General features: G+C 64.6%; 20 protein-coding genes. 11 read left to right on the plus strand and 9 right to left on the minus strand.

Going from position 1 to position 23873, the window contains the following annotated elements; genetic code table 11:
* Window positions 1-152 precede the first annotated feature (152 nt).
* Genes AC1VXC_RS15455 through AC1VXC_RS15475 form a run of 5 tightly spaced genes read left to right on the plus strand, consistent with a single transcriptional unit; the run spans window position 153 to window position 6687 of the window.
* Window positions 153-1151 (plus strand): HlyD family secretion protein, encoded by a 999-nt coding sequence (locus AC1VXC_RS15455; protein WP_313492737.1) that lies wholly within the window; start codon window positions 153-155, stop codon window positions 1149-1151.
* Window positions 1151-2911 (plus strand): ATP-binding cassette domain-containing protein, encoded by a 1761-nt coding sequence (locus AC1VXC_RS15460; RefSeq protein ID WP_481539510.1) that lies wholly within the window; start codon window positions 1151-1153, stop codon window positions 2909-2911. The genes AC1VXC_RS15455 and AC1VXC_RS15460 overlap by 1 nt, the downstream gene beginning before the upstream one ends.
* Window positions 2911-4032 (plus strand): ABC transporter permease, encoded by a 1122-nt coding sequence (locus AC1VXC_RS15465; RefSeq protein WP_481539511.1) that lies wholly within the window; start codon window positions 2911-2913, stop codon window positions 4030-4032. Before AC1VXC_RS15460 ends, AC1VXC_RS15465 begins: the two co-directional genes overlap by 1 nt.
* Window positions 4033-4034: 2 nt before the next feature.
* Window positions 4035-5180 carry an ABC transporter permease gene (locus AC1VXC_RS15470; RefSeq protein WP_481539512.1) on the plus strand — a complete coding sequence of 382 codons (1146 nt, stop codon included), beginning with the start codon at window positions 4035-4037 and terminating at the stop codon, window positions 5178-5180.
* A 10-nt stretch (window positions 5181-5190) separates the two neighbouring features.
* Window positions 5191-6687 (plus strand): efflux transporter outer membrane subunit, encoded by a 1497-nt coding sequence (locus AC1VXC_RS15475; protein ID WP_481539513.1) that lies wholly within the window; start codon window positions 5191-5193, stop codon window positions 6685-6687.
* 92 nt (window positions 6688-6779) lie between these two features.
* On the opposite strand, the gene AC1VXC_RS15480 is transcribed toward AC1VXC_RS15475, so the two are convergent.
* Entirely contained in the window at window positions 6780-8048 is a 1269-nt protein-coding gene (locus AC1VXC_RS15480; RefSeq protein WP_481539514.1) for an amino acid permease, read from the minus strand.
* Between the two features lie 218 nt (window positions 8049-8266).
* On the opposite strand from AC1VXC_RS15480, the gene AC1VXC_RS15485 reads away from it, so the two are divergent.
* Window positions 8267-10084, plus strand: a complete 1818-nt coding sequence (locus tag AC1VXC_RS15485; protein ID WP_481539515.1) for a DUF885 domain-containing protein — start codon at window positions 8267-8269, stop codon at window positions 10082-10084.
* 405 nt (window positions 10085-10489) lie between these two features.
* Window positions 10490-11647, plus strand: coding sequence for a metallophosphoesterase (locus AC1VXC_RS15490; protein ID WP_481539516.1), 1158 nt, complete (start codon window positions 10490-10492; stop codon window positions 11645-11647).
* A gap of 137 nt (window positions 11648-11784) precedes the next feature.
* Here the strand turns inward: AC1VXC_RS15490 and AC1VXC_RS15495 are convergent, their stop codons facing one another.
* The 6 genes from AC1VXC_RS15495 to AC1VXC_RS15520 all read right to left on the minus strand — a co-directional run bounded on the left by AC1VXC_RS15495 (window position 11785) and on the right by AC1VXC_RS15520 (window position 17897).
* Entirely contained in the window at window positions 11785-12294 is a 510-nt protein-coding gene (locus AC1VXC_RS15495) for an MgtC/SapB family protein (protein ID WP_313171836.1), read from the minus strand.
* Window positions 12295-12486: 192 nt separating this feature from the next.
* On the minus strand, window positions 12487-13185 hold the full coding sequence (gene mtnC, locus AC1VXC_RS15500; RefSeq protein WP_481539517.1) for an acireductone synthase: 699 nt from the start codon (window positions 13183-13185) through the stop codon (window positions 12487-12489).
* A gap of 131 nt (window positions 13186-13316) precedes the next feature.
* The gene (locus tag AC1VXC_RS15505) at window positions 13317-13871 is read right to left on the minus strand and encodes a 1,2-dihydroxy-3-keto-5-methylthiopentene dioxygenase (RefSeq protein ID WP_293705863.1); all 555 of its coding nucleotides are present in this window, start codon (window positions 13869-13871) and stop codon (window positions 13317-13319) included.
* Between the two features lie 28 nt (window positions 13872-13899).
* Complete coding sequence (locus AC1VXC_RS15510; protein ID WP_481539518.1) at window positions 13900-14547, minus strand: methylthioribulose 1-phosphate dehydratase; 648 nt, start codon at window positions 14545-14547, stop codon at window positions 13900-13902.
* 350 nt (window positions 14548-14897) lie between these two features.
* Complete coding sequence (locus tag AC1VXC_RS15515) at window positions 14898-16343, minus strand: amino acid permease (protein ID WP_313171841.1); 1446 nt, start codon at window positions 16341-16343, stop codon at window positions 14898-14900.
* A gap of 78 nt (window positions 16344-16421) precedes the next feature.
* Complete coding sequence (locus tag AC1VXC_RS15520) at window positions 16422-17897, minus strand: amino acid permease (RefSeq protein WP_313171843.1); 1476 nt, start codon at window positions 17895-17897, stop codon at window positions 16422-16424.
* Window positions 17898-18085: 188 nt separating this feature from the next.
* On the opposite strand from AC1VXC_RS15520, the gene AC1VXC_RS15525 reads away from it, so the two are divergent.
* Window positions 18086-18631: an NUDIX hydrolase gene (locus AC1VXC_RS15525; RefSeq protein ID WP_313171845.1), complete on the plus strand. Its 546-nt coding sequence runs from the start codon at window positions 18086-18088 to the stop codon at window positions 18629-18631.
* 167 nt (window positions 18632-18798) lie between these two features.
* Here the strand turns inward: AC1VXC_RS15525 and AC1VXC_RS15530 are convergent, their stop codons facing one another.
* Window positions 18799-19638: an acid phosphatase gene (locus tag AC1VXC_RS15530; RefSeq protein ID WP_313172812.1), complete on the minus strand. Its 840-nt coding sequence runs from the start codon at window positions 19636-19638 to the stop codon at window positions 18799-18801.
* A 751-nt stretch (window positions 19639-20389) separates the two neighbouring features.
* Complete coding sequence (locus AC1VXC_RS15535; protein ID WP_313172811.1) at window positions 20390-21214, minus strand: ABC transporter ATP-binding protein; 825 nt, start codon at window positions 21212-21214, stop codon at window positions 20390-20392.
* 124 nt (window positions 21215-21338) lie between these two features.
* Between AC1VXC_RS15535 and AC1VXC_RS15540 the strand changes: the two genes are divergently transcribed.
* The 3 genes from AC1VXC_RS15540 to mutM all read left to right on the plus strand — a co-directional run bounded on the left by AC1VXC_RS15540 (window position 21339) and on the right by mutM (window position 23864).
* Window positions 21339-22541, plus strand: a complete 1203-nt coding sequence (locus AC1VXC_RS15540) for a DesA family fatty acid desaturase (RefSeq protein WP_481539947.1) — start codon at window positions 21339-21341, stop codon at window positions 22539-22541.
* Window positions 22538-22867: an EF-hand domain-containing protein gene (locus tag AC1VXC_RS15545; RefSeq protein WP_313172809.1), complete on the plus strand. Its 330-nt coding sequence runs from the start codon at window positions 22538-22540 to the stop codon at window positions 22865-22867. Before AC1VXC_RS15540 ends, AC1VXC_RS15545 begins: the two co-directional genes overlap by 4 nt.
* A 184-nt stretch (window positions 22868-23051) precedes the next feature.
* Window positions 23052-23864 carry a bifunctional DNA-formamidopyrimidine glycosylase/DNA-(apurinic or apyrimidinic site) lyase gene (gene mutM / locus AC1VXC_RS15550; protein ID WP_481539946.1) on the plus strand — a complete coding sequence of 271 codons (813 nt, stop codon included), beginning with the start codon at window positions 23052-23054 and terminating at the stop codon, window positions 23862-23864.
* Window positions 23865-23873 lie beyond the last annotated feature (9 nt).

The raw sequence follows: 23873 nt of genomic DNA on the forward strand, positions 1-23873 counted from the left end.
CGCTGCTTGGGCAGACAGTGCTCGATGGTGGCGAATTGCTCGGGTGTGATCTCCATGCCAGAGATTGTCCCGCGCAGTCGCAGAAATCGCCATTAGTGTTAACACGCCCTAGGCTGTTCGGCAGATCCAGTCCTGCTTGCGGAAGCGTCCTGATGAAGAAGCCTGTTCTTGTCGTGGTGGCCGCCGTTGTGTTGTTGGTCGTGCTGCTGCTGTGGTGGAGCAGCCGTGATGAGCCGGCTGGCAATGGCCTGCAGTTGCAGGGCAATGTGGACATCCGCCAGGTGTCGCTTGCCTTCGATGGCAGTGGCCGGGTGCAGGAAGTGCGGGTAGAGGAAGGCGATACGGTCAAGGCCGGCGATGTGCTGGCCACGCTCGACACCCGCACCCTGCAACTGCAGGCAGACCAAGCCAAGGCACAGATCGAGACGCAGCGGCAGACCGTGGCGCGCCTGCACAACGGCGCGCGGCCGCAGGAAGTCGTGCAGGCCAGGAGCCAGCTGGCCGCAGCGCAGGCCGATGCAGCGCGTGCAGCGCAGGATCTGCAGCGCTTGCAAGGCGTGGCCAGCGCGACGGACGGTCGAGGTGTAAGCGCGCAGGAAATGGACCGCGCGCGTAGCGTGGCGAAAGTGGCGGCAGCGACTGCCGAACTGCAGCAACAGGCACTGGCGCTGGTGCAGCAAGGCCCGCGCAAGGAAGACATCGCGGCAGCCGAGGCGCAACTGCGGGCGGCCGATGCCCAGCTCGCCTTGCTGCAGCACCAGATCGCGCAAGGCCAGCTGAAGGCGCCGGTGGCAGCGGTGGTGCGCTCGCGGCTGGTGGAAGTCGGCGACATGGCCGGTCCGCAACGCGCGGCGTTCGCGCTGGCGTTGACGCAGCCGAAGTGGGTGCGGGTTTTTGCCAGCGAGACCGAGCTCGGTCGTATCCGCAGTGGCCAGCTCGCGCAGGTGACGAGCGATAGCCACCCCGACAAGCCGGTGGCGGGCAAAGTCGGCTTCATCTCCTCGGTGGCCGAGTTCACCCCGAAGTCCGTACAGACCGAAGAGCTGCGCACCAGCCTGGTCTACGAGGTGCGCGTGGTGGTCGAGGATCCGCAGGATCAGCTGCGTCTGGGTCAGCCGGTGAGCGTGCGCCTGCAGGAAGCGGCACGCTGATGGAAGCGGCCGCTGCCACGGTTGTCGCGGTCGACTTGCGCAAGTGTTTCCCGGCCGCCGGTGGCGGGCAGCTGGAGGCGCTGGCGGGGGTTTCCCTGAGCATGCGCAAGGGCGAGTTGACCGCGCTGGTTGGGCCGGATGGTGCCGGCAAGACCACCTTTTTGCGCATGGTTGCCGGTTTGCTGCGCGCCGATTCTGGCCAGCTGCAGGTGCTGGGCCATGACGTGGCAAGCCAGCCGCAGCAGGTGCAGGACTGCATCAGCTATATGCCGCAGCGCTTTGGCCTGTATGAAGACCTCAGCGTGCAGGAGAACCTGGATCTGTACGCGGATCTGCATGGTGTGCCTGCGGACGAACGCCATGCGCGCTTCGAACGCCTGCTGCAGATGACCGACCTTGCTGCATTCAGGCAACGCCCGGCCGGCAAGTTGTCAGGTGGCATGAAGCAGAAGCTGGGCCTGGCCTGCACCCTGGTGCGTTCACCGCAGTTGTTGCTGCTGGACGAGCCCAGCGTCGGGGTGGACCCGCTGTCGCGGCGCGAACTGTGGAAGATCATCCAGCAGCTGGTGCAGGAGGAGCAGCTCAGCGTGCTGGTCAGCACGGCTTACATGGACGAGGCTGAGCGCTGCGAGCAGATCTTCGTGTTGCATCAGGGGCGCTTGTTGGCGCAGGGCAATCCTGCCGCGCTGACCGACAAGGCACAGGGCCTGACCTGGGCGGTAGCGCCCGTGCCGACGCGGCAGCCGCGCGACCTGCAGGCGCAGCTGATCGACGATACCCGGCACGTGCTGGATGCGGTGCCGCGTGCCGGTTCCGTGCGTTTCATCCTGCAGCCTGGTGTGGCGCCGTCGGATATCGCTGCAGTGCTGCAAGGCGAGCAGCCGAGCCGACGACCGGCGGAGCTGGAAGACGCCTTCATGATGCTGCTGCGCGCGCAGGAGACGCCCGCATCGCTGCCGGCGGCCGAAGTCGCAGCAAGCAAGATCCCGCAGGATGATGCGCCGGTCATCGTGGTGCGTGATCTGGTGCGTCGCTTCGGTGATTTCACCGCCGTGGCCAGCACCAGTTTTGATGTGCACCGCGGCGAGATCTTTGGCCTGCTCGGCCCCAATGGTGCCGGCAAGACCACTACCTTCCGCATGCTCTGCGGTCTGTTGCCGGCCAGCAGTGGGCATCTGGAAGTGGCCGGCCTGAATCTGCGCACTGCCCGAGCCCAGGCCCGCGCACGCATCGGCTATGTCTCTCAGAAATTCGCGCTGTACGCCAATTTGAGTGTGCGTGAGAACCTGGAGTTCTTCGGCGGTGCCTATGGTCTTGGCGGCACGCAACTGCGCGGGCGTGTTGCCGATGCCATCAAACGCTTCGACCTGCAGGCGGATGCGCGCAGTGGCGACTTGCCAGCAGGCTACAAACAACGACTGGCAATGGCGGTGGGCTTGCTGCATGCGCCGGAGATACTGTTCCTGGATGAACCGACCAGCGGCATCGACCCACTGGCACGGCGCGCCTTCTGGCGCACCATCACCGCGCTGGCGCGGCAGGGCGTGACCATCATCGTCACCACCCACTTCATGGAGGAGGCCGAGTACTGCGACCGCATCGCGATCCAGGACGCGGGCGAACTGCTTGCGCTGGGAACGCCGCAGCAGGTGCGTGAGCAGGCCGGTGGTGATGGGATCGACATGAATGCCGCCTTCATTGGCATAGTCGAGCAGGGCCGCGCGCAGCGCAGTGCCACTGCAAGCGGCAGGGCCGCGTGATGTCCGGCTTCCTGCCCCGCTTATGGGCGCTGGTGCGCAAGGAGACCCGGCAGATGCTGCGCGAGCGCAGCAGCCTTGCGGTGGGACTGTTGTTGCCGGCGGCTTTGATCCTGCTGTTTGGCTACGGGCTGTCGTTCGATGTCAGCCACGCGCCGGTTGCCGTGGTGCTGGATGAGCACTCGCCGACTACGCAATCGCTGGTCGCAGGGCTGCAGGGCTCGGCGTATCTGGCGCCGGTGCAGGTCCGTGACATGAGCGCCGCGGTGGACTTGATGCGGCAAGGCAAGGTCGGCGGCATCGTGCATGTGCCGGTAGATTTCAGCCGGCGCATGGCGGATGGAAATGCGCAGGTGCAGCTGATCCTTAATGGCGTGGATGCCAATACCGCGCGGACCTTGGAAGGTTATGTGGGCGGCGCATTGGCGACGCAGCTGCAAACCACATTCGATCGGCAAGGCGGCAGCAGTGCGGGCGGCGGCGTCAATGTGATCCAGCGCATGTGGTTCAACGAGGCAAGCACCAGTACCTGGTATCTGGTGCCGGGCTTGATCGTTCTGGTGATGACCTTGATCGGTGCCTTCCTGACCTCGCTGCTGGTCGCGCGCGAATGGGAGCGCGGCACCTTGGAAGCACTGTTCGTCACACCGGTGCGACCGACCGAACTGGTGCTGGCAAAGCTGCTGCCATATCTGGGTATCGGCGCGATCAATCTGGCGATCTGCCTGCTGACTGCACGCTTTCTGTTCGAGGTGCCGATGCGCGGTTCGCTGCTGGCGATCGTGATCAGCTCGCTGCTCTACCTGGCCGTATCACTGCTGCTGGGTCTGTTCATATCGGCGGTCACCCGCAACCAGTTCCAGGCCAGCCAGGTGGCACTGCTGACCAGTTTCATGCCGGCGTTGATGCTGTCCGGCTTCGTGTTCGACCTGCGCAACATGCCGGTGGCGGTGCAGGTGATCAGCCAGCTGCTGCCTGCCACCCACTTCATGGGGCTGATCAAGTCGCTGTTCCTGACCGGCGATAACTGGCCGCTGTTCCTGCAGAAGTCGGCCATCCTGTTGCTGTACGCGCTGTTGTTGTTTGCGGGTACCCGCTCCAAGCTGCGCAAGAGGCTGGTGTAGGCATGGAAGCTATCGCGATCTATTTCAGGCGCATTGCCTTCCTGTGCAGGAAAGAGCTGATCACCCTGCTGAAAGAGCCTTCCAGTCGCGCCATGCTGTTCATGCCAGCGCTGATGCAGGCGTTGTTGTTTGGCTACGGTGCGACCTTCGATCTGCGCCATGTGCCGTATGCGGTGCTCGACCTCAGTGGCGGACAGGCGTCGAGCGAGCTGCTTTCGCGGATGGATGGCGCGGGCATGTTCGAGCGCACGGCAACGTTGGCTTCATCGGCGCAGATTGCTGGCGTGATCGACGCCAATGAAGTGTTGCTGGTGATCAGCATTCCAGCTGATTTCGAGCAGCGACTGGCCGCTGGGCAGAGTGCACCGTTGCAGTTGATCATGGATGGCCGCAACTCCACCACCGCGGGTGCCGCTGCCGGCTACATCGGCTCCATCGTCGCCGATTTCAATCGGGACCAATCCAGTCGAACGCAGTTGAACCAGATGGACGCCACCGGCGGGCAGGCGGTGCAGCTGGTCACACGCAGCTGGTACAACCCCAACCTGGAGTCGCGCTGGCAGCTGATGCCAGCGTTGATCGCCGCGTTGAGCATGTTGCAGACGCTGTTGATCGCCGCCTTGTCGGTGGCGCGCGAACGCGAACAGGGCACCTTCGATCAATTGCTGGTCACCCCGCTGACGCCGATGCAGATCCTGATCGGGAAGGCCTTGCCGTCGATTCTGGTGGGGCTGGTGCAGTCCACCATCATCCTGTTGATCATCCGTTTCTGGTTCCAGATCCCGATGGCCGGCTCGGTGGGCGTGTTGTACCTGGCGCTGGCGGTGTTCACGTTGGCCTCGGTGGGTATCGGCCTGTCGATCTCGGCGGTGGCTGCCAACATGCAGCAGGCGATGCTTTACACCTTCCTGTTGATCATGCCGTTGATGCTGTTGTCGGGCTTGATGACGCCGGTGGCCAATATGCCCAAGGTGCTGCAGGTGGCGACCTATGCCAACCCGCTGCGTTTTGGCATCGATCTGGTGCGACGGGTCTATCTGGAAGGGGCGGGCCTGCAGGACGTGGGCTTCAACTTCATCCCCATGCTGGCGGTGGCGGCGATCACCCTGCCGTTGGCGGCGTGGTTGTTCCGTAATCGGCTTACCTAGGACGCGATCCATGTTTCCCCAATTCCGCTCACTGTTGAACGTGCCGCTGCTGCTGTCGCCGCTTGCTGCAGGCCTGATGCTAGGCGGCTGCGCGGTCGGGCCGGACTTCGTGCGTCCGGACACGGCCGCCCCTGCCGACTGGACGCAGTGGCGGGGCGGTGACGCGTCACTAAATGCCGACGTCGGTACGCAGGCGCTGCGGCCGGAGTGGTGGACGCAGCTTTCCGACCCGACCCTGGATGAACTGCAACAACGGGCCTTGGAGGCGAACCCGGACCTGCGCACGGCTGCCTTGCACTTCGCCCAGGCGCGGGTGCAGCGGCGCACGATTGCCGCGCAGCGCGGTGTCGACGTGAACGCATCGGCAGGTGTCAATCGCCAGCGCCAAAGCGAGAACGGCGCGGGTACGCGCATGCTCGACATCCTCAGCAATGACAGTGACGCACTGAAACAGCTGCTGGCCGAGCCATTCAATCTGTATCAGGCCGGCTTCGATGCGTCCTGGGAGCTGGACCTGTGGGGTAGGGTGCGGCGCTCGATCGAGGCGGCCGATGCCAGCGTGGCGCAGCAGGCGGCGCTGTTGGATCTGGCCAGGCTGAGCGTCAGCAGCGAAGTGGCACGCAGCTACGTGCAGTTGCGTGCGGCACAGCGCCAGATCGAGCTGGCACACGAGGACATTGCCGCATTGGAAGAGCGCTTGTCGCTGCTGCAGGCGCGGGTGGACGGTGGTCTGCAGGATCATCTGGACCTGGACCGACAGCAGGCCGATCTGGCTGCGGTACGTGCGCGCTTGCCCGGCCTGCTGGTCCAGGAAGCCAGCAGCAGCAACCAACTCGCGCTATTGCTCGGCGAGCGCCCCGGCGCTTTGCGCAGCCAGCTTGCAGCGCCGGTGGTTGCCGCGAGCGACGCGCTGCCGGATCTGTCGCTGGGCCTGCCGTCGGAAGTGGCGCAGCGGCGTCCGGATATCCGCGCGGCGCAGGCACGCCTGCAGCAGGCCACGGCCAGCGTCGGTGTTGCCCAGGCCGATCTGTATCCCAGCATCCGGCTTGGTGCCAAGTTTGGCTACGAGTCGTATCTGTCCGGTGAGTTCTCGGACTGGGGCAGCCGCACCTGGTCGATTGGCCCGGTGCTGAACCTGCCACTGTTCGACCACGGCCGACGCAAGAGTGTGGTGCAGCTGCGTGAGCTGGAACAGCAGGAAGCCGCTGTGGCCTACCAGAAAACCGTGCTGCAGGCCTGGCAGGAAATCGACAATGCCTTGAACGGCTACGCCGCCGCCCAACAGCAGCGCGCGCAGCTGCGTGTGCGCGAGCAGGCTACGGCGGATGCCTACAAGATCGCACAGGCGCGGCACGATGCTGGTCTGATTGATTTCCTGGCGGTGCTGGACGCACGCAGAGGCTATCTGCAGACGCGGCGTGACCTGGTGGATGGCGAGGCATTGCTGCGCAGCCAGTTCATCGCGGTCAACAAGGCCTTGGGCAATGTGCCACCCGCGCGTGAGTGAGCAAGGGTCAAGAGGTTTTTGGCACTGCCAGCTTCGCGGCTTGTGCCGCGCCCACCGACGAGCAGCAGGCAGCACTCACGGCACGCCAGTACTCAGCGTCGGCGCAACCAGAAGTAGATCGGCAGGCCGGCTACGATCAGTGCCACGCCCCACAACAAGGCCTCGCTGCCGATGCCTGCAATCGCGTACAGGCTGAAGAGCAATGCACCGGCAGCGGCGATGCGTGAAGCAATGCCGCTGCCGCGCCACAACCATGCGGCTGCACCAGCCAGGTAGGGTAGCAGGGTGGCAGCGGTGGACAGCAGCACCGAGAACTTGAACAGGTCCACCAGCGAGCGGTTGTAGTTGCAGATCACCAGCACGGTGGCCAGCAGGCAGCTGACGATGACGCCGAAGACCGGCGCGCCGCGCTTGTTCTCGTGGGCAAAGGCGCGCGGCAGCACGCCGTCGCGGGCGGCGGCCATAGGCAGTTGTGCCGCCAGCAGCGTCCAGCCATTCAGTGCGCCCACGCAGGAGATGGCCATCACCACGGCCAGCAGCATGCCGGCGGTAGGCCCCCACAACGCGGCGGCGGCATCGGCCATTGGTGCGCTGGAATTGGCCAGCACATCGGCGGGCAGCAGTCCCAGTACGGTGGTGCAGGCCAGCACGGTTGCGATGCCAGCGATGGCGGTGCCGGCGACCGTGGCACGGGCGACGGTGCGCGGTGCGTCATCGACCGACTCGGCCGGGACCGTGGCGGCCTCCAGACCGATCATCGCCCACAGGGTCAGCGCCACGGTGGCGGCGGCAACGCTGCCCAAGGATTCGCCGGAAGGGTTGAAGGGTACGTAGTTGCTGGTATCCACCAGCCACAGCGCGACCAGGCCGAACATCAGCAAGGGGACGACTTTCAATACCGTGGTTGCCAGCTGCAAGCGTCCGGCTTCACGCACGCCGATCAGGTTGACGCCTGCGCACAGCCACAGCGCGATCAGGCCGCAGGCCGCCGCGCGCACCGGAGTTGCGGTCAGTGCCGGAAAGATGGCACCAATGCTGCCGGCGAAGGCCACCGCAATAGCAGCAATCGCACACCACATTGAGATCCAGTAGCTCCAGGCGACCAGAAAGCCGGGCAGCTCGCCAAAGGCGTTGCGGGCGAACACGTAGGGGCCGCCGGTCTGCGGCCAGCGCTTGGCAAGCTGGGCAAAGGTGATCGCCAGCAGCAGCGCGCCGCACAGGGTGATGCTCCAACCGATCAGCGTTGCGGCGCCGTAGGGGGCGAGGGTGGCGGGCAACAGGAAGGTGCCCGAGCCGATCATGCTGCCCACAACCAGGGCGGTGGCGGACCAGAAGCCCAACGGGCGACGCGAAGTAGTCATAAATACAGCAACGGCAAAGGCTCGCGCCGGAGTACGGATGCCCCGGTAGAGCGTGAGGGAGGTGGCAGGCGCCGGTGGCGACCGCAGCAGGGTGGGGATTATGACGGTTTGCAGCCCCGACCGCGATGTGAAACCTGCCGGCAATGACCTTTGGCCCTTCCGGCAAGGCACGCCAGCGCTGACGCTGGCGGCCTTGTTCCCTGTTCTGGAAACCCCCGATGACCGTTCGACCGCTGGCGCTTGCCGTCTCGTTCTCCCTGGCCACCGTGCTGGCCGCCTGTTCACCGTCATCGCAACCAGCGGCGGGTGACAGCAGTGCGCAGGCAACGCAGGCCGACAAGGCCGCGCAGCTGAACCAGCTGTACGCCGACTATTGGGAAGGCGTGCTCAAGCTGAACCCGCTGCAGGCCACCTTCCAGGGCGACAACCGTTACAACGACCAGCTGCCGGATTTCGGCTCGGCCGAGTTCCGCAAGCAGAGCCATGACTTCACCCAGGAGTGGCTGGACAAGGTGCAGAAGATCGGCGACGCCGGCCTGGCCGGGCAGGACCTGCTCAGTTACCGCATCTTCGTCGAGGAGCAGCAGCAGTCGCTGGAAGGGGAGAAGTTCCCGGGCTGGATGATGCCGGTCAACCAGATGGGCTCCACCGTCAGCTATGCGGTGATGCTGGGTTCGGGCCAGGTGGCGCAGCCGTTCAAGACGGTCAAGGACTACGACAACTGGTTGGCGCGTGCGGCGCGCATCCCGGTGCTGCTGGCTACCGAGAACGCCAATATGCGCGAAGGCATGAAGGCTGGCGTGGTGCAGCCGCGCGTGCTGATGGAAAAGGTAGTGCCGCAGTTCGACGACATCATCACTGCCAAGGCCGAGGACAGCCAGTTCTGGGGCCCGATCAAGCAGTTGCCGGCCGACTTCTCGCAGGCCGACAAGGACCGTCTGACCGAGGCCTTCCGCACGCTGATCAACGACACGTTGATGCCGGCGATCAAGCAGCAGCGTGACTTCATCGCCAACGACTACCTGCCGGCCACCCGCGACACCGTGGGCCTGGATTCGCTGCCCGACGGCAAGGCCTGGTATGCCTTCAACGCCAAGCAGAGCACCACCACCGCGCAGACCCCGGAGCAGATCCACGAGATCGGCCTGAAGGAAGTGGAGCGCATCCACGGTGAAATCCAGAAGGTGATGGCCGAGGTGGGCTTCAAGGGCTCGCTGCAGGACTTCTTCACCTTCATGCAGAAGGACAAGCAGTTCGAGTTCAAGTCCGAGCCGGAACTGCTGGAGCATTACCGTGGGCTTGAGGCCAAGATCAATGCCAATGTGCCCAAGCTGTTCTCGCTGACCCCGAAGGCCGGTTTCGAAATCCGCCCGATCGAGGCGTTCCGCGCCAAGTCGGCTGCTGGCGGCGAGTACATGCAGCCCAGCGAAGACGGCACCCGTCCGGGCATCTTCTACGTGAACACCTACGACCTGCCGACGCGCAAGACCTGGGATGCCGAAGACCTGTTCCTGCATGAAGCCATCCCGGGCCATCACTTCCAGCTGGCTTTGCAGCAGGAACTGAAGGGCGTGCCGGCGTTCCGTCGTTTCGGCGGCGAGACCGCCTTCATCGAAGGCTGGGGCCTGTATGCCGAGAGCCTGGGCAAGGACCTGGGCGTCTACACCGACCCGTACAGCTACTTCGGCCGCCTGCAGGGTGAGCTGTGGCGTGCGGTGCGCCTGGTGGTGGATACCGGCCTGCACTCCAAGGGCTGGACCCGCCAGCAGGTGCTGGACTACATGTTCGCCAACTCCTCGGTGAGCGAGCCTGATGCCATTGCCGAAGCCGAGCGTTACATCGCCTGGCCGGGCCAGGCACTGGCCTACAAGACCGGTGAGCTGAAGATCCAGGAACTGCGCAAGCGCGCGCAGGACAAGCTGGGCGCCAAGTTCGACATCCGCGAGTTCCACGCCGAAGTGCTGAAGGACGGCTCGGTGCCGCTGGACGTGCTGGACGAAAAGCTCGACGCCTGGATCGCCGAAAAGTCCAAGTAAGCGGCAAGCCGCTTACAAGTAGTGCCGAGCCATGCTCGGCATTGGCCTTGCTGGCAATGCCTCGGATCTGCCGCAGACGGCATTGCCGCTCCTGCCTTGGGTTTACAGGGAAACCCCTGCCGACCATGGCTGCGGGTTCTGGTAGTGCCGAGCCATGCTCGGCAATGGCCTTACCAGCGGTGTCTGCGACCTGTTGCAGGCGGGATTGCCGGTTCTGTCCTGGGTTGACTGGGAAAGCCCCTGCCGAGCATGGCTCGGCACTACATGCAGCAGGTTGGGGTTACGTAGTGTTCCAATGGCAACCCTGCGCCAGGCAGCCCCGGCGTGGCACAGTGCAGGGCAATCTTCCGAGCCTGTTGGCGGTCTGATCGCGGGCCTGCTTCGCTCATCCACCGCGTACCGCTGATGACTCTTATCGTATCGCTGCTCCTGCCGCTGCTGGCCATCCTGTTCTGGTGGCCGGTCAAACCCCTGTCCACCTCCCAGCGCCGTTGGCGCACCGGCATCAGCCTGGCGTTGGCCTTGATCGGCCTGGGCTTTGCCACGCTTTGGCGGCTGGACATCTTCAGCTATTCGGTCGAAGCCTGGATCCAGCTGGTGTTTGGTTGGGTGCTGGTGATGTTCATGCTGGTGCTGGTGTTCGTGCTGCTGCGCGAAGCCGGTTGGCTGCTGTCACGCCTGCTGTCGCGCGCATCACGCATCGCAACGCTTTGGCACGGCGTCGGCTTCAATCAGGGTGCGGCGCTGGTAATCGTGTTGCTGGCCACGCTGGGCATCTACAACGGTCTCAAGCCACCGCAGGTACACGAACGTGATCTTGTCGTGCCGAGCCTGCCAAAGGAGATGGACGGTCTGCGTGTGGCGGTATTGGCCGACCTGCATATCAGTCCGGTCAAACGCGCATGGCGTACCCAGCGCATCGTCGATGCGACCCTGGCGGTCAAACCTGACATGATCGTGTTGCCCGGCGACATGGCCGACGGCGGCCTGGAGGACAGTGGTCGATTTGCCGCGCCGCTCGCGCAGTTGAAGGCGTCTTATGGCGTCTGGTTGGCGCCCGGCAACCATGAGTACTACTACGACTACAGCGCCTGGATGGCGCATTTCCGGCAGATGGGGCTGGGCGTGCTGGAAAACCAGACCGCGCTGCTGAACATCAACGGCCGCAGGCTGGCGGTCTCGGGCATCGGTGATCTGGCGGCGTTGAAGCCGAGCTCGTACATGCACGGTGGGCTGGCACCGGACATGGCAGCCGTGGTCGCCGGTGGTCAAGATAGCGACGTCCATATATTGCTGGCCCACCAGCCGAAGCAGGCGCGTGCAGCTGCCGCAACCGGCGCGATCGACCTGCAGGTATCCGGGCATACCCACGGTGGCCACATGTGGGGCTTCGACCGCTGGGTGGTGGCGCCATTCAACCACGGCTATGTGCGTGGCGAGTACCGGGTGCAGGACATGACCTTGTTCGTCAGCAGCGGCGTCGGCCAGTGGGATGGTTTCACCGCGCGTCTTGGCGTGCCTTCCAGCATCGACGTGCTGGTGCTGCGCAGCCCAGCCAAGTAACCACTCCGTACTGGTGGGAGCAGCGTGAGCCGCGAAACTGGCGTTGCTCAGCCTGTTGGCAGCTTGGCGATCTGATGATTCGCTTGTTTCGCGGCTTATGCCGCTCCCACAAAAAGCAGGGTCCGACGTCAGTTCGCTCAGGTATCGAGGTCAGCGTCGCTGTCTCCAACATTCCTGCGTTTGTCGGGCATCAGTTTCGGTAGCGTGCTCACGACTGCCAAAGCGGCAATCGTGGTGATGAAGGCCACCATTTCCATGCCCATGCCGGCGGCCATGCCGATGGCGGCCGTCATCCAGATACCAGCTGCGGTGGTCAGGCCCTGGATGCGTTCCTCGTTGTCGAGCTTGAGGATGGCGCCTGCGCCGAGAAAGCCGATGCCAGAGACGATGCCCTGCATCACGCGGGTGACATCGGCGCCCGAAATGCCCATCTGCAAGGGTGCCAGTACGAACAGCGCGGAACCTACCGAGACCAGGATATGGGTCTTCAAGCCGGCGGCGCGCCCTTTGCGCTCGCGTTCCAGGCCAAGCAGTCCGCCTAGCACGATGGCGGTGGCCAGCCGCGAGACGATGACGGTCAGTGTGCCCACATCGGGAATGGCAAATTCGGCGGCCAGCGCCTGACCGATTTCTTCGGTGATGCTCATGCGTAGGCGTCCTTGGTTGCGGTCGAAGGGCGGGCGATGGTGGTGATCGTGCGCAGGGATTGCTTTACCGGTAGTGATGCCGATGTGCTGCTGGCGTGAAATCCGCGCCAACCGGATCAGATCCTTCCGGCCGGCACCACATAAAAAGACGGCCCCTTGCGGGGGCCGTCTTTCTGTCTATCGCTCAAACGATCAAAACGTGATCTGGTCGAAGCGCTCGACCCGGGTGTGGCCGTGGGTGGCTTCGCCGGTGCGCGGCTGCGGGTAGTCGCTGAGGCGGTCGACCAGCACGGTCTGCAGGCCGGCTTCACGGGCGGCGTCTAGCTCTTCGACCACGTCGGACAGGAACAGGATCTCGGCCGGGTCCATGTTGATGGTCTTGGCGATATGCGCATAGCTGGGTGCTTCGCGCTTGCCGCCGACTTCGGTGTCGAAGTTGCCGGAAAACAGGCTGTTCAAGTCACCTGCATCGCTGAAGCCGAAGAACAGCTTCTGCGCCGGTACCGAACCGGAGGAATACACGTACAGCGGCAGGCCGCTGGCCTGCCAACCGCGCAGTACGTCAGCGACTTCCGGGTACAGGTGGGCGGTGTAGTCGCCGTTGCGGTAGCCGCTGTCCCACAGCATGCCTTGCAGTGCCTTGAGTGCGGTGTGCTTGCGGTCCTGGTCGATCCAGCCCTGCAGGGTTTCGACGATGACCTCGTCCTGGCAGGCGCTGGCGGAAATCTCGGTGGCCACCGCGTCCAGCCACTGGCGGACCTGTGGCTCATTGCCGTGGGCCTGGACGAAGCCGGGCAGGGCGTTGCGGGCATACGGGAACAGCACTTCCTTGACGAAGGAGATGCTGGAGGTGGTGCCTTCGATGTCGGTGAGGATGGCTTTGATGGTCATGCGGGTTTTCCTGCATGGTGCTTTTGGGCACGCATGCCTGGTTGACGAGGATTGGGGGAGAGAGCCAAGAGCTGCCATCACCCCAACCCCTCTCCCGTGGACGGGAGAGGGGCTTCAGGCAAAAGCGGGCTCTATGCCGCGCTGGGCTCGTAGCGCGGGAAGCGCTGGGCGATGTCGGTGCCGGTGAAGTGGCCGACCCAGCCGTCCGGCTCGGTGAAGAAACGGATGGCGGCAAAGCTGGGTTCCTCACCCATGTCGAACCAGTGGTTGACGCGGTCGGGGACGGCGATCAGGTCGTCCTTGACGCATTCCACCTCATAGACCTTGTCGTCCACGTGCAGGGTAAACAGGCCCGAGCCGGCGACGAAGAAACGCACTTCGTCTTCCTTGTGGTAATGCTCGTCGAGGAACTTCTTGCGGATCTCGGCGCGCGCCGGGTTGTCCGGGGCGATCGAGGCCACGTCCACGCTCTTGAAGCCATGCTCTGCGACCAGGCGATCAATGTCCTCGCGGTAGGCGGTGAACACTTCTTCCTGGCTGGCCCCCGGAGCCACCGGGTGCTTGGCCTGCCAACGTTCAAAGGTGACGCCGATCTTCTTCAGTTCGGCGGCGATGACGGTGCCGTCGCGGCTGTCCAGCAGCGGCGCGTCCGGGGCGGTGTCGTTGAAAATGCGCAGTCGGCTCATGGGGGACTCGACGTAGTAAGGGGGAAGATCAGGCGTGGCCGCGCAGGCGGCGCAGTTCCAGCTCACAATGCAGCAGGAACTCGAAGGCTTCCAGGTGACGGCGGGCTTCGGCCATGTCGCGGCCCCAGGCGTAGAGGCCATGGCCGTCGATCAGGTAGCCCCACATCGGCCCCTTGTCGAGCTCGGCCTCGACCTGGGCGGCCAGCACGTCCATGTCCTGGGTGTTCGGGAACACCTTCAGGTCGACCGCGGTTTCGTGGGTGGCGTTGCCGTGCAGGGCCTTGAGCAGTTCATAGCCTTCCAGGCGGATATGGCCGTCGCTGCCATACAGGCGCGAGGCGATGGTCTGCACCGGCGAATGCGTATGCAGCACGCAGCCCACTTCCGGGAAGTTAGCGTAGAGCTGGGTGTGCAGCAGGGTCTCGGCGGATGGGCGCAGCGGGCGGCCCACGGCCTTGCCGTCGAAGTCCACCACCATGATGTCGCTTTCGATCAAGCGGCCCTTGTCCTTGCCGGACACGGTGATGGCCGCATGGTTGTCGTCCAGCCGGTGCGAGAAGTTGCTGCTGGTGGCAGGCGTCCAGCCGGCCTGGGCCAGTTCACGGATGTTGTCGATCAGCAGCTGGGCCAGTTCGCTCAGTCGCTGGGCGTCGTAGGGGACAGTAGGCGCGTTCATGCCGCCATTCTACTAAGAACGCCCCAAGGTTCATGCATGTATCCGGATGGAACTGATATTGGCATTGAATAAGGAGGAAACGGCTAACCCTGGCCCGTAGCGCCGTAGCCCGGGTAAGCGAAAGCGCACCCGGGGGCCTTTCGAGCAGGCCTGCCTTGCAAGCGTTGCAGCCAGGCCGAGCGCAGCCCCGTAGCCCGGGTAAGCGTAGCGCCCCCGGGGCCCTCCCCGGCTGCCGGTGGCCAACCTCCCCGGTGCGGATCGCGTACCCGGGCTACGGGAGATGCGGACTACCCGATAACGAAAAAGCCCGGGATCGCTCCCGGGCTTTGGCTTCCTTCACCGCAGGCAACTCAGCCGCGCTTGGCCTTGTTCGCCGCGTTCAGCTTGCTGTGGCGCATGCCATACAGGAAGTAAATGACGAAGCCGGTCACCGTCCAGATACCCATCAGCATCCAGTTGTGCAGGGTCATCGCGGTCAGTAGACCGATGCAGCTCAGCACGCCCAGGCTGCAGATCAGCCAGGCCATCGGGATGCGGAACGGACGCGGCAGGTCCGGCTGGGTGCGGCGCAGGACCAGCACGCCGGCGCAGACCGCGGCAAAGGCGATCAGCGTGCCCATCGAGGTCAGCTCGCCCAGGATGTCCAGCGGGAACAGCGCCGCCAGCAGAGCGATGCCGATGCCGGTGATCACGGTGTTGATATGCGGCGTGCGGTACTTGGGGTGGATCTTGGTGAACACCGGCGGCAGCAGGCCATCGCGGCCCATGATCATGAAGATGCGCGGCTGGCCGATCACCATCACCAGCACCACCGAGGCCAGGCCGATCAGGGCGCCGACCTCGACGATGATGCGCAACCAGTCCAGCTGCGGGTGGGCGGCAACCGCGGTGACTACCGGCTCGGCGGTGCCCAGCAGGCGGTAGGGCACCAGGCCGGTCATCACTGCCGCCATGGCGATGTACAGCACAGTGCAGATGACCAGCGACAGCAGCATGCCGATCGGCAGGTCGCGCTGCGGGCGGTGCGACTCCTGGGCCGCCACCGACACCGCCTCGAAGCCGATGTAGGCGAAGAACACCATGGCCGCGCCGCGCAGCACGCCCTCGAAGCCGTACTTGCCGGGGCCTTCGTTGGCGGGGATGAACGGGGTCCAGTTGCTGGTGTCCACGTACTTCCAGCCAGCGACGATCACCAGGATGATCAGGCCGGTCTTCAGCACCACCATGGCCATGTTCATTGCCGAGGACTTGCTGATGCCCACGTAGCACAGCCAGGTCAGCAGCAGCACCAGGATCGCCGCCGGGATGTTGGCGATCGCGCCGGTGGGCTTGAGCTGCGCATCCAGCGGTGCATTGACCAGTGCCGCCGGCAGGTGGATGTCGAAGTGATTGAGGAAACTGAGGAAGTAGCCGGTCCAGCTGACCGCCACCGCCGAGGCCGATACGCCGTATTCCAGCACCAGCATCCAGCCGATGAACCAGGCCGACAGCTCGCCGAAGGTGGCGTAGGTATAGGTGTAGGCGCTGCCGGAAACCGGCACCATCGAGGCGAACTCGGCATAGGCCAGGGCGCAGAAGGCGCAGCATACGGCCGCCAGCACGAAAGACAGCATGATGGCCGGGCCGGCATGGTTGGCCGCGGCCTGGCCGGTGATGACGAAGATGCCGCCACCAATCACCGCGCCGATGCCCAGCGCGGTCAGCCCCCAGGGGCCGAGGGTTCGGCGCAGGCTCAGGCCATTGGCTTCCTCGTGTGCGGCGTGCGGATGTTTGGTGGCCCAGAGTTGCTTGAACATGTTTCGGGTCTTCGCTCATCGGTGCGCGGCAGGCGCGCAAAAGAAAACCGGCGCGCAGGGCGCCGGTCAGGGCGTGGATCAGGCTTGCTTGTTCAGCTTGCTGTTACGGATGCCATAGCCGAAATAAATGAACAGGCCCAGCACGGTCCAGCCAACAAACAGGTGCCAATGCACCACGAAGGCCTGCATGAACAAGGCCAGGCAGGCCAGTGCGCCCAGCGGGCAGATCAGCCATGCGGCGGGGACCTTGAACGGGCGCACGATGTCCGGCTTGGTACGGCGCAGCACCAGCACGCCGATGCAGACCGTGGCGAAGGCCAGCAGGGTGCCCATCGAGACCAGTTCACCCAGCACGTTCAGTGGCACCAGTCCGGCCAGTGCGCCGGCCAGTACGCCGACCACCAAGGTGCTGATGTACGGCGTGCGGAAGCGCGGATGGACCTTGCCGAACATCTTCGGCAACAGGCCGTCGCGGGAGATGGTGTAGGCGATGCGCGACTGCCCCATCATCATCACCAGCACCACCGAGGACAGGCCGGCGATGGCGCCGATCTCGACTGCGGTCTTGAGCCAGGACAGGCTCGGGTAGGCCTCCAGCGCGGTGGCCACCGGCTTGTCGGTGCCCAGCAGGTTGTAGGGCAGCATGCCGGTCAGGACCGCGCAGACCACGATATAGACCAGGGTGCAGACCGCCAGCGAGCCGAGCAGGCCGATCGGCATGTTCTTCTGCGGGTCCTTGGTCTCACCGGCCGCGGTGGAGACCGCATCGAAGCCGATATAGGCAAAGAACACGATGGTGGCTGCGCGGAACACGCCGCTCCAGCCGAACTCGCCAAAAGTGCCGGTGTTCTGCGGGATGAAGGGCTGCCAGTTGGCCGGGTCGATGTATTGGATGCCGAAACCGACGAACAGGCAGATCACGGTGATCTTGATCGCCACGATCACGGCGTTGACGAAGGTGGACTGGGTGACGCCGACATACAGCAGGCCGGTGATGGCCGCCACGATCAATACTGCAGGCAGATTGAACAGTTTGCCGGAGCTGACGAACTCGCTGCCGGTCCAGGCCAGTGGCGCCGCCGACAGCGCGTCGGGGAAGGGCATATGCAGCGTGGTGGTGATGAAGCTGATCAGGTAGGCCGACCAGCCCACCGCCACCGAGGCCGAGGCGAACAGGTATTCCAGCACCAGGCACCAGCCGATGAACCAGGCCATGCCTTCGCCCAGGGTGGCGTAGGAATAGGAGTAGGCGCTGCCGGAGACCGGCATCATCGCGGCGAACTCGGCGTAGCACAGGCCAGCCAGGGCGCAGGCGATGCCGGCGAAGACGAAGGACAGCATCACCGCCGGCCCGGCGTGGTTGGCCGCAGCCTGGCCGGTCAGCACGAAGATGCCGGCGCCGATCACCGCGCCGATACCCAGCAGGATCAGGTGCCGGGCTGTGAGGGTGCGCTTGAGTGTGGCTTCGCCCTGCAGGCTGCCTTCGATCGGTTCGCCGGCATCGACATGTGCGGCCGGTTCGACCGGTTTGACCCTCAACAGTGTTTTAAGCATTCCGCAAATTCCCGAGCTGTGTATTGGCCCGAACGCACGGGGGCGACGGGGCCGTTTGTTTGGCGACGCAAGCTGAACGGTCGGCAACCACCCTACCTTGCCAAAGGTGGAGAAACTCGACAAGCGCAACTGCAACATGGACAGCGATAATGGCCGCCGGATTGAAAAGATGGGATGTGCTTACAGTCATGCTTGCAGAGGATCGGCAATTGCATCAGGCAGTTACGGACTATTCCCAGCGACATCGGGAACATGACGAACTGGCACGGGAATTTCTTACCCTGCTTGAGGAGGGGGGAGTAGACCCATTCACCCGCGAGCGGCTGGCTGGGCACTTCACCGGCAGCGCCTGGTTGGTCAGTGCCGATGGCGACCGCGCCTTGCTGACCCACCACCGCAAACTGCAGCGTTGGTTGCAACCGGGAGGCCATGCTGACGGTGACCACGATCTTGCGGCGGTGGCGCTGCGCGAGGCCGAGGAGGAGTCGGGCCTGCAGGGGCTGGCGCTGGCGTCAAGGGCGATCTTTGATCTGGACAAGCATTGGATTCCCGAGCGCAGGGAAGTGCCGGGGCATTGGCACTATGACGTGCGCTATGTAGTGATGGCCGGTGGCGACGAGCGGTTCGTGGTCAGCGAGGAATCGCTGGAGTTGGCGTGGCGGTCGGTGGCCGAGATCGCCAATGACCAGGATGAATCCATGCGGCGGATGGCAAGCCGGTGGCTGCAGAGATAGAACGGGCATGTGGGAGCGGCGTCAGCCGCGAAGCAGGCAGCGACCGATCGCCGGCAATGCTCCCACAACCTGGAAATCCATCAGCTTCGCGGCTGACGCCGCTCCCACAGAATCGGATGCTCCGGACCCCGATGCCGAGCATGGCTCGGCACTACAGCTAGTACTGCTCAGCGGGCTTCGGGGATGTCCGAGGTCAGCGCTGCGGTTTCCGCGGCGCAATCGCGCGGCAGTGGCTGCCTGAGCGTGCGTGCATGGGCCAGCTCCTGGCGCGCCTTGGCCAGGTCGGCGACAAAGTCCGGGTTGTCATGCAGTCGCGCCACCGTGGCCGCGCCCATGAACTGGCCCTGCTGGACGTCGCTATACCAATGCACGTTGCAGACCAGGCGGCTGTGGCCATAGTTGCGGCCGCGTTCGATCAAGGCGGTAGCGTGGTCGGGGTCGATTTCCGACAGGATCAGGCCCCAGGCCCAGCCGATGGCGGTGTGCCCGGACGGATAGGAGCCGCTCTTGCGCAGGGCTTCCTCGTCGTCCGGCGTGCAGGTGGGTGCGTTGTTGACCATGAACGGGCGCGGACGCTGGTAGTGGGTCTTCGCGGCCTTGGTAGCAGCACTGGCGTCGATGCGGCTGCGTTCCAGCAGGCTGTACAACACTGGAGTGGTCCTGGCGGTGACTGCAACGCCAAGTGCGCAGCTGAACTGGTCAGCGCCGGCCGGGAAGCTCAGGTCCGCGTCGGTATGGGCCTGGATGAAGCGAGCGCTGCCGCGCATGGTCAGGGCCTGGCTGGCGACGGCTTCGTCCAACTGTGCCGATGCCGAGCCGGGTGCCGGTGGAGCCGGGCTCAGGGCAAGGCTGTCGGGGATGGCGCTGCCAACCAGATAGCCGGTGACCTTGGTGCTGGCGTCTTCGCCGGATGCGGAAGGACGGGTGGGAGTGCTGGAGCAGGCGCTGAGTGCGGCGACCAGCGCAAGGGCGGCGCCAAGGCGCAGCGGAGTAACAGGAAATGACATCGCGACGACAACGGGATTACAGGAGCGGAGCGGCATCATCTCACCAACGGCTTCGTCGTGCCCCTCCCTTGCGCAACGCGCAGGGGGTGAAGAAGGCCTGCTTGCGCGCCATTGGCGCGCGGCCTGATGAACGACCGAAGGCCATGCCTTCGGGCCGGGCGGGTTGGGGAGGGATGCTCTTCGCATGAGCTTCGATAACCAGCACAAGCAACGGCCAAAGCTACCCCCTCCCAGCCTCCCCCTTGGCTGCGCCAAAGGGGAGGGGCCAAGCTCCCTCCCTTGCGCGAAGCGCAGGGGGTGAAGAAGGCCTGCTTGCGCGCCATTGGCGCGCGGCCTGATGAACGACCGAAGGCCATGCCTTCGGGCCGGGCGGGTTGGGGAGGGGTGCTTTTCGCATGAGCTTCAGTAACCAGCACAAGCAACAGCCAAAGCCACCCCCTCCCAGCCTCCCCCTTGGCTGCGCCAAAGGGGAGGGGCCAAGCTCCCTCCCTTGCGCAACGCGCAGGGGGTGAAGAAGGCCTGCTTGCGCGCCATTGGCGCGCGACCTGATGAACGACCGAAGGCTATGCCTTCGGGCCGGGCGGGTTGGGGAGGGGTGCTTTTCGCATGAGCTTCAGCAACCAGCACAAGCAACAGCCAAAGCTACCCCCTCCCAGCCTCCCCCTTGGCTGCGCCAAAGGGGAGGGGCCAAGCTGCCTCCCTTGCGCAACACGCAGGGGAGGGGTGGGGAGGGGTGCTTTTGCCTCAAAAACTACGCAGCGCCCACCCAGGCCGACATCCGCCCCTCGTCCTCGCGCACCTCGATCGGCCCGCCGAACACCTCCGACAGCGGCGCCGAGCACAGCAGCTCGGTACGACTGCCGTCAGCAAAAATGCGCCCACCCTTCATCAGCACGACGCGATTGATCTCGGGAATCACTTCTTCGATGTGGTGGGTGACCAGCACCAGGGTGATGCCCTGCTGGGCGAGGTGGCGCATGCTGTCGATCAGGTGCTGGCGCGAGATCAGGTCCAGGCCGGTGGAGGGCTCGTCCAGCAGCAAGGCCTTGGGCTGGTTGACCAGCGCCCTGGCGATCAGCACCCGGCGGGTTTCGCCGGCCGACAGCTCGGCATAGCTGCGGCCCAGCAAGGGCAGGGCGCGGGCCAGTTCCAGTGCATGTCGCGCGCGTTGGCGCATGGCATCGGTAACATCGCGGTGCGCAGGCACCACAAAGCTGGCGAAGAAGCCGGCGATCACCGCTTCCTCCACGGTCAGCCCGGGCATGCTGGAGAGGTTGCTGGACAGGTCGCCGGTGACGATGCCCAGCTGCGCGCGCAGACGATCCACCTGCCAACGGGTCTGGCCCATCACCTTGACCGGCACATGGCCGTCGGCGCGCGCCAGCGGATAAAGCTCCCGCGTGATCAGTTTGATGAATGAGGACTTGCCGCAGCCGTTGGGACCAAGGATGGCGGTGTGCTGGCCTTGTTCGATGCGCAGATTCAGCTCGTGCAGCACGCGGACCTGGCCGCGGATGACGCAGGCATGGTCCAGTTCGATCAGGGGGGCCGCGTCGGCGACGGGAGCAATGGACATTCAGGTGTAGGTGGCAGCTGAGGATTCGACCAACGGACTTGCCGCCAGCTGATGAAGTTTGCGCCGACAGCCCCCATCATGTGTAGCAGTTGTTTCATCTGCCACCGATGGCCTGGAGCCCGCCATGTCCGACGCACTGCTCGATTTCCTTACCGGTGGCATTGCCGGTCTGGGTTGGTGGGGCATGCTGGCCGTGCTGCTGGTGTTCACCCAGCTCACCATCTTCGCGGTCACCTTGTACCTGCACCGCAGCCAGGCCCATCGCGGCGTGGATTTCCACCCGCTGGTATCGCACTTCTTCCGCTTCTGGGTGTGGCTGACCACCTCGATGATCACCCGCGAATGGGTGGCCATCCATCGCAAGCACCACGCCAAGGTGGAGACCGAGGAGGACCCGCACAGCCCGGTCACCAAGGGCATCAACATGGTGTTCTGGCGTGGCGTGGAGCTGTACCGCGAGGCGCGCGCGCTGCGTGGCGACATCGAGCAGTACGGGCGCGGTGCGCCGGAGGACTGGATCGAGCGCAGGCTCTATACCCCGCATGCCAATCTCGGCCCGATCCTGCTGTTCGCGATCAACACCGTGTTGTTCGGTCTACCGGGTATTGCCTTGTGGGCGATCCAGATGGCATGGATTCCGTTCTGGGCGGCAGGCGTGGTCAACGGCCTCGGCCATTGGTGGGGGTATCGCAATTTTGAATCGGCCGACACCTCGACCAATCTCACGCCGTGGGCGTTCTGGATCGGCGGCGAAGAACTGCACAACAACCATCATGCCTTCCCGAGTTCGGCACGTTTCTCGATGCGCCGTTGGGAGTTCGATATCGGCTGGCAGGTGATCCGCCTGCTGCAGTTGCTGCGCCTGGCCAAGGTGCTGCGGGTAGCGCCGAGCATGGATATCCGTCCGAGTATCGCCGTGCCCGATGCCGATACCTTGAAGGCGCTGTTGTCGCACCGCTTCCAGGCCATGACCGATTACCAGCGCAATGTGTTCGCGCCAGCCTTGAAGGAAGAGGCAGCAGCAGCAGGTGCCAAGCTGCGCAAGCTATTGCCGCGGCGCATGCGCAAGGGCCTGGTCAATGACGGTCGCTGGCTCAAACCCGACTGTCGTGCGCAGTTGCAGAGCTGGGTGCAGCAGCGCCCGCGCATCCAGTTGTTGGTCGAACATCGTGCGCGCCTGTCAGCCTTGCTGGAAGCACGCAGCCATGACGCCGCCGAACGCCTGCGCCAGCTGCAACAGTGGTGCCAGGAGGCCGAGGCCAGCGGCAGCGCTGCATTGCAAGCCTATGCAGCACGCCTGAAAGGCTATTCGCTCAACGCCGCATGAAGACGATTGCCCTCCTTTTCCTGCTTGCCGCTTCGTTGCCAGCCACCGCCCAGGTAGAGGACACCAACGCCTACCTGCAGCGCATGGACAGCGATGGCGATGGCCGGGTCAGCCCGGATGAATACCTGCAGTGGATGCTGTACGCCTTCGACAAGATGGACCGCAATGGCGATGGCGTGCTGCAGGCTGATGAGCAGCCGGGCGGGCGTGGCAAGCCGATCAGCCGCGAGGAACAGCGGCAGGTGATCCTGGCCCGTTTCGCCCGCCAGGATGCCAACGGCGACGGTTACCTCAGCGCCCGCGAACTGATGGCGCCACCGCGCTGACCTGCAGCCCATGAAATGCGGGATGTGGGTGTGGACGTGGGAGCGGCGTAAGCCGCGAAGCCACCAATCCAACCGAAGCCGATAGCGCATTGCAATCGATACAGGTCCGCTGTTCGCCACCGCCCGCTTCACGGCCCACGCCGTTCCCACAAAACCCATCAAACACCATCGTCTCGAGATTCGCATGCCAGAACTACCCGAAGTAGAAACTACCCGGCGCGGCCTGGAACCCCATCTGGTGGATCGCCGCATCCACGGCGTGATCCTGCGCCGACCGGATCTGCGCTGGCCAATTCCCGCCGAGATCGAACAGCAGCTGCCGGGTCAGCGCATCGAAGCGATCCGTCGCCGCGCCAAGTACCTGTTGCTGGATACCGAAGCGGGCAGTGCGGTGTTGCACCTGGGCATGTCCGGCAGCCTGCGTGTGTTGCCCGGCGATACACCGGTGCGCGCGCACGATCACGTGGATATCAGCCTGGAGGACGGCCGCCTGCTGCGCTTCAATGATCCGCGCCGGTTTGGTTGCGTGTTGTGGCAGCCCGCTGGCGAGACGCATGAATTGCTGCGCGATCTTGGCCCCGAACCGCTGGATGCGGACTTCGATGGCGACTACCTGTTCCAGCGCAGCCGTGGCCGCAAGGCGCCGATCAAGACCTTCCTGATGGACCAGGGCATCGTCGTCGGGGTCGGCAATATCTATGCGGCGGAAAGCCTGTTCATGGCCGGCATCAATCCCCTGCGTGAAGCCGGCAAGGTATCGCGGGCGCGCTACCAGCGGCTTGCCGATGCGGTGAAGGAAATCCTGGGTCATGCGATCACCCGTGGCGGGACCACCTTGCGCGATTTCATCAGTCCCGATGGTGCGCCGGGTTACTTCGAGCAGGAGCTGCTTGTGTACGGGCGCGAAGGCGAGAACTGCAAACAATGCGGGCGCGCACTGCGCTATGCCAGCATTGGTCAGCGGGCAACGGTGTGGTGCGGGAATTGCCAACGCTGAGGCGGAGCA

This window comes from Stenotrophomonas sp. STEN033 (genome assembly GCF_056856655.1).

What these genes read in the sequence shown, in the direction of transcription:
- AC1VXC_RS15540 (WP_481539947.1), top strand. Translation starts at nt 21,339, where the DNA reads ATGTCCGACGCACTGCTCGATTTCCTTACCGGTGGCATTGCCGGTCTG.
- AC1VXC_RS15545 (WP_313172809.1), top strand. Translation starts at nt 22,538, where the DNA reads ATGAAGACGATTGCCCTCCTTTTCCTGCTTGCCGCTTCGTTGCCAGCC.
- AC1VXC_RS15480 (WP_481539514.1), bottom strand. Translation starts at nt 8,048, where the DNA reads ATGACTACTTCGCGTCGCCCGTTGGGCTTCTGGTCCGCCACCGCCCTG.
- AC1VXC_RS15475 (WP_481539513.1), top strand. Translation starts at nt 5,191, where the DNA reads ATGTTTCCCCAATTCCGCTCACTGTTGAACGTGCCGCTGCTGCTGTCG.
- AC1VXC_RS15485 (WP_481539515.1), top strand. Translation starts at nt 8,267, where the DNA reads ATGACCGTTCGACCGCTGGCGCTTGCCGTCTCGTTCTCCCTGGCCACC.
- AC1VXC_RS15520 (WP_313171843.1), bottom strand. Translation starts at nt 17,897, where the DNA reads ATGCTTAAAACACTGTTGAGGGTCAAACCGGTCGAACCGGCCGCACAT.
- AC1VXC_RS15515 (WP_313171841.1), bottom strand. Translation starts at nt 16,343, where the DNA reads ATGTTCAAGCAACTCTGGGCCACCAAACATCCGCACGCCGCACACGAG.
- AC1VXC_RS15465 (WP_481539511.1), top strand. Translation starts at nt 2,911, where the DNA reads ATGTCCGGCTTCCTGCCCCGCTTATGGGCGCTGGTGCGCAAGGAGACC.
- AC1VXC_RS15525 (WP_313171845.1), top strand. Translation starts at nt 18,086, where the DNA reads ATGCTTGCAGAGGATCGGCAATTGCATCAGGCAGTTACGGACTATTCC.
- AC1VXC_RS15470 (WP_481539512.1), top strand. Translation starts at nt 4,035, where the DNA reads ATGGAAGCTATCGCGATCTATTTCAGGCGCATTGCCTTCCTGTGCAGG.
- AC1VXC_RS15535 (WP_313172811.1), bottom strand. Translation starts at nt 21,214, where the DNA reads ATGTCCATTGCTCCCGTCGCCGACGCGGCCCCCCTGATCGAACTGGAC.
- AC1VXC_RS15510 (WP_481539518.1), bottom strand. Translation starts at nt 14,547, where the DNA reads ATGAACGCGCCTACTGTCCCCTACGACGCCCAGCGACTGAGCGAACTG.
- AC1VXC_RS15490 (WP_481539516.1), top strand. Translation starts at nt 10,490, where the DNA reads ATGACTCTTATCGTATCGCTGCTCCTGCCGCTGCTGGCCATCCTGTTC.
- AC1VXC_RS15495 (WP_313171836.1), bottom strand. Translation starts at nt 12,294, where the DNA reads ATGAGCATCACCGAAGAAATCGGTCAGGCGCTGGCCGCCGAATTTGCC.
- mutM (WP_481539946.1), top strand. Translation starts at nt 23,052, where the DNA reads ATGCCAGAACTACCCGAAGTAGAAACTACCCGGCGCGGCCTGGAACCC.
- AC1VXC_RS15505 (WP_293705863.1), bottom strand. Translation starts at nt 13,871, where the DNA reads ATGAGCCGACTGCGCATTTTCAACGACACCGCCCCGGACGCGCCGCTG.
- AC1VXC_RS15455 (WP_313492737.1), top strand. Translation starts at nt 153, where the DNA reads ATGAAGAAGCCTGTTCTTGTCGTGGTGGCCGCCGTTGTGTTGTTGGTC.
- AC1VXC_RS15460 (WP_481539510.1), top strand. Translation starts at nt 1,151, where the DNA reads ATGGAAGCGGCCGCTGCCACGGTTGTCGCGGTCGACTTGCGCAAGTGT.
- AC1VXC_RS15530 (WP_313172812.1), bottom strand. Translation starts at nt 19,638, where the DNA reads ATGTCATTTCCTGTTACTCCGCTGCGCCTTGGCGCCGCCCTTGCGCTG.
- mtnC (WP_481539517.1), bottom strand. Translation starts at nt 13,185, where the DNA reads ATGACCATCAAAGCCATCCTCACCGACATCGAAGGCACCACCTCCAGC.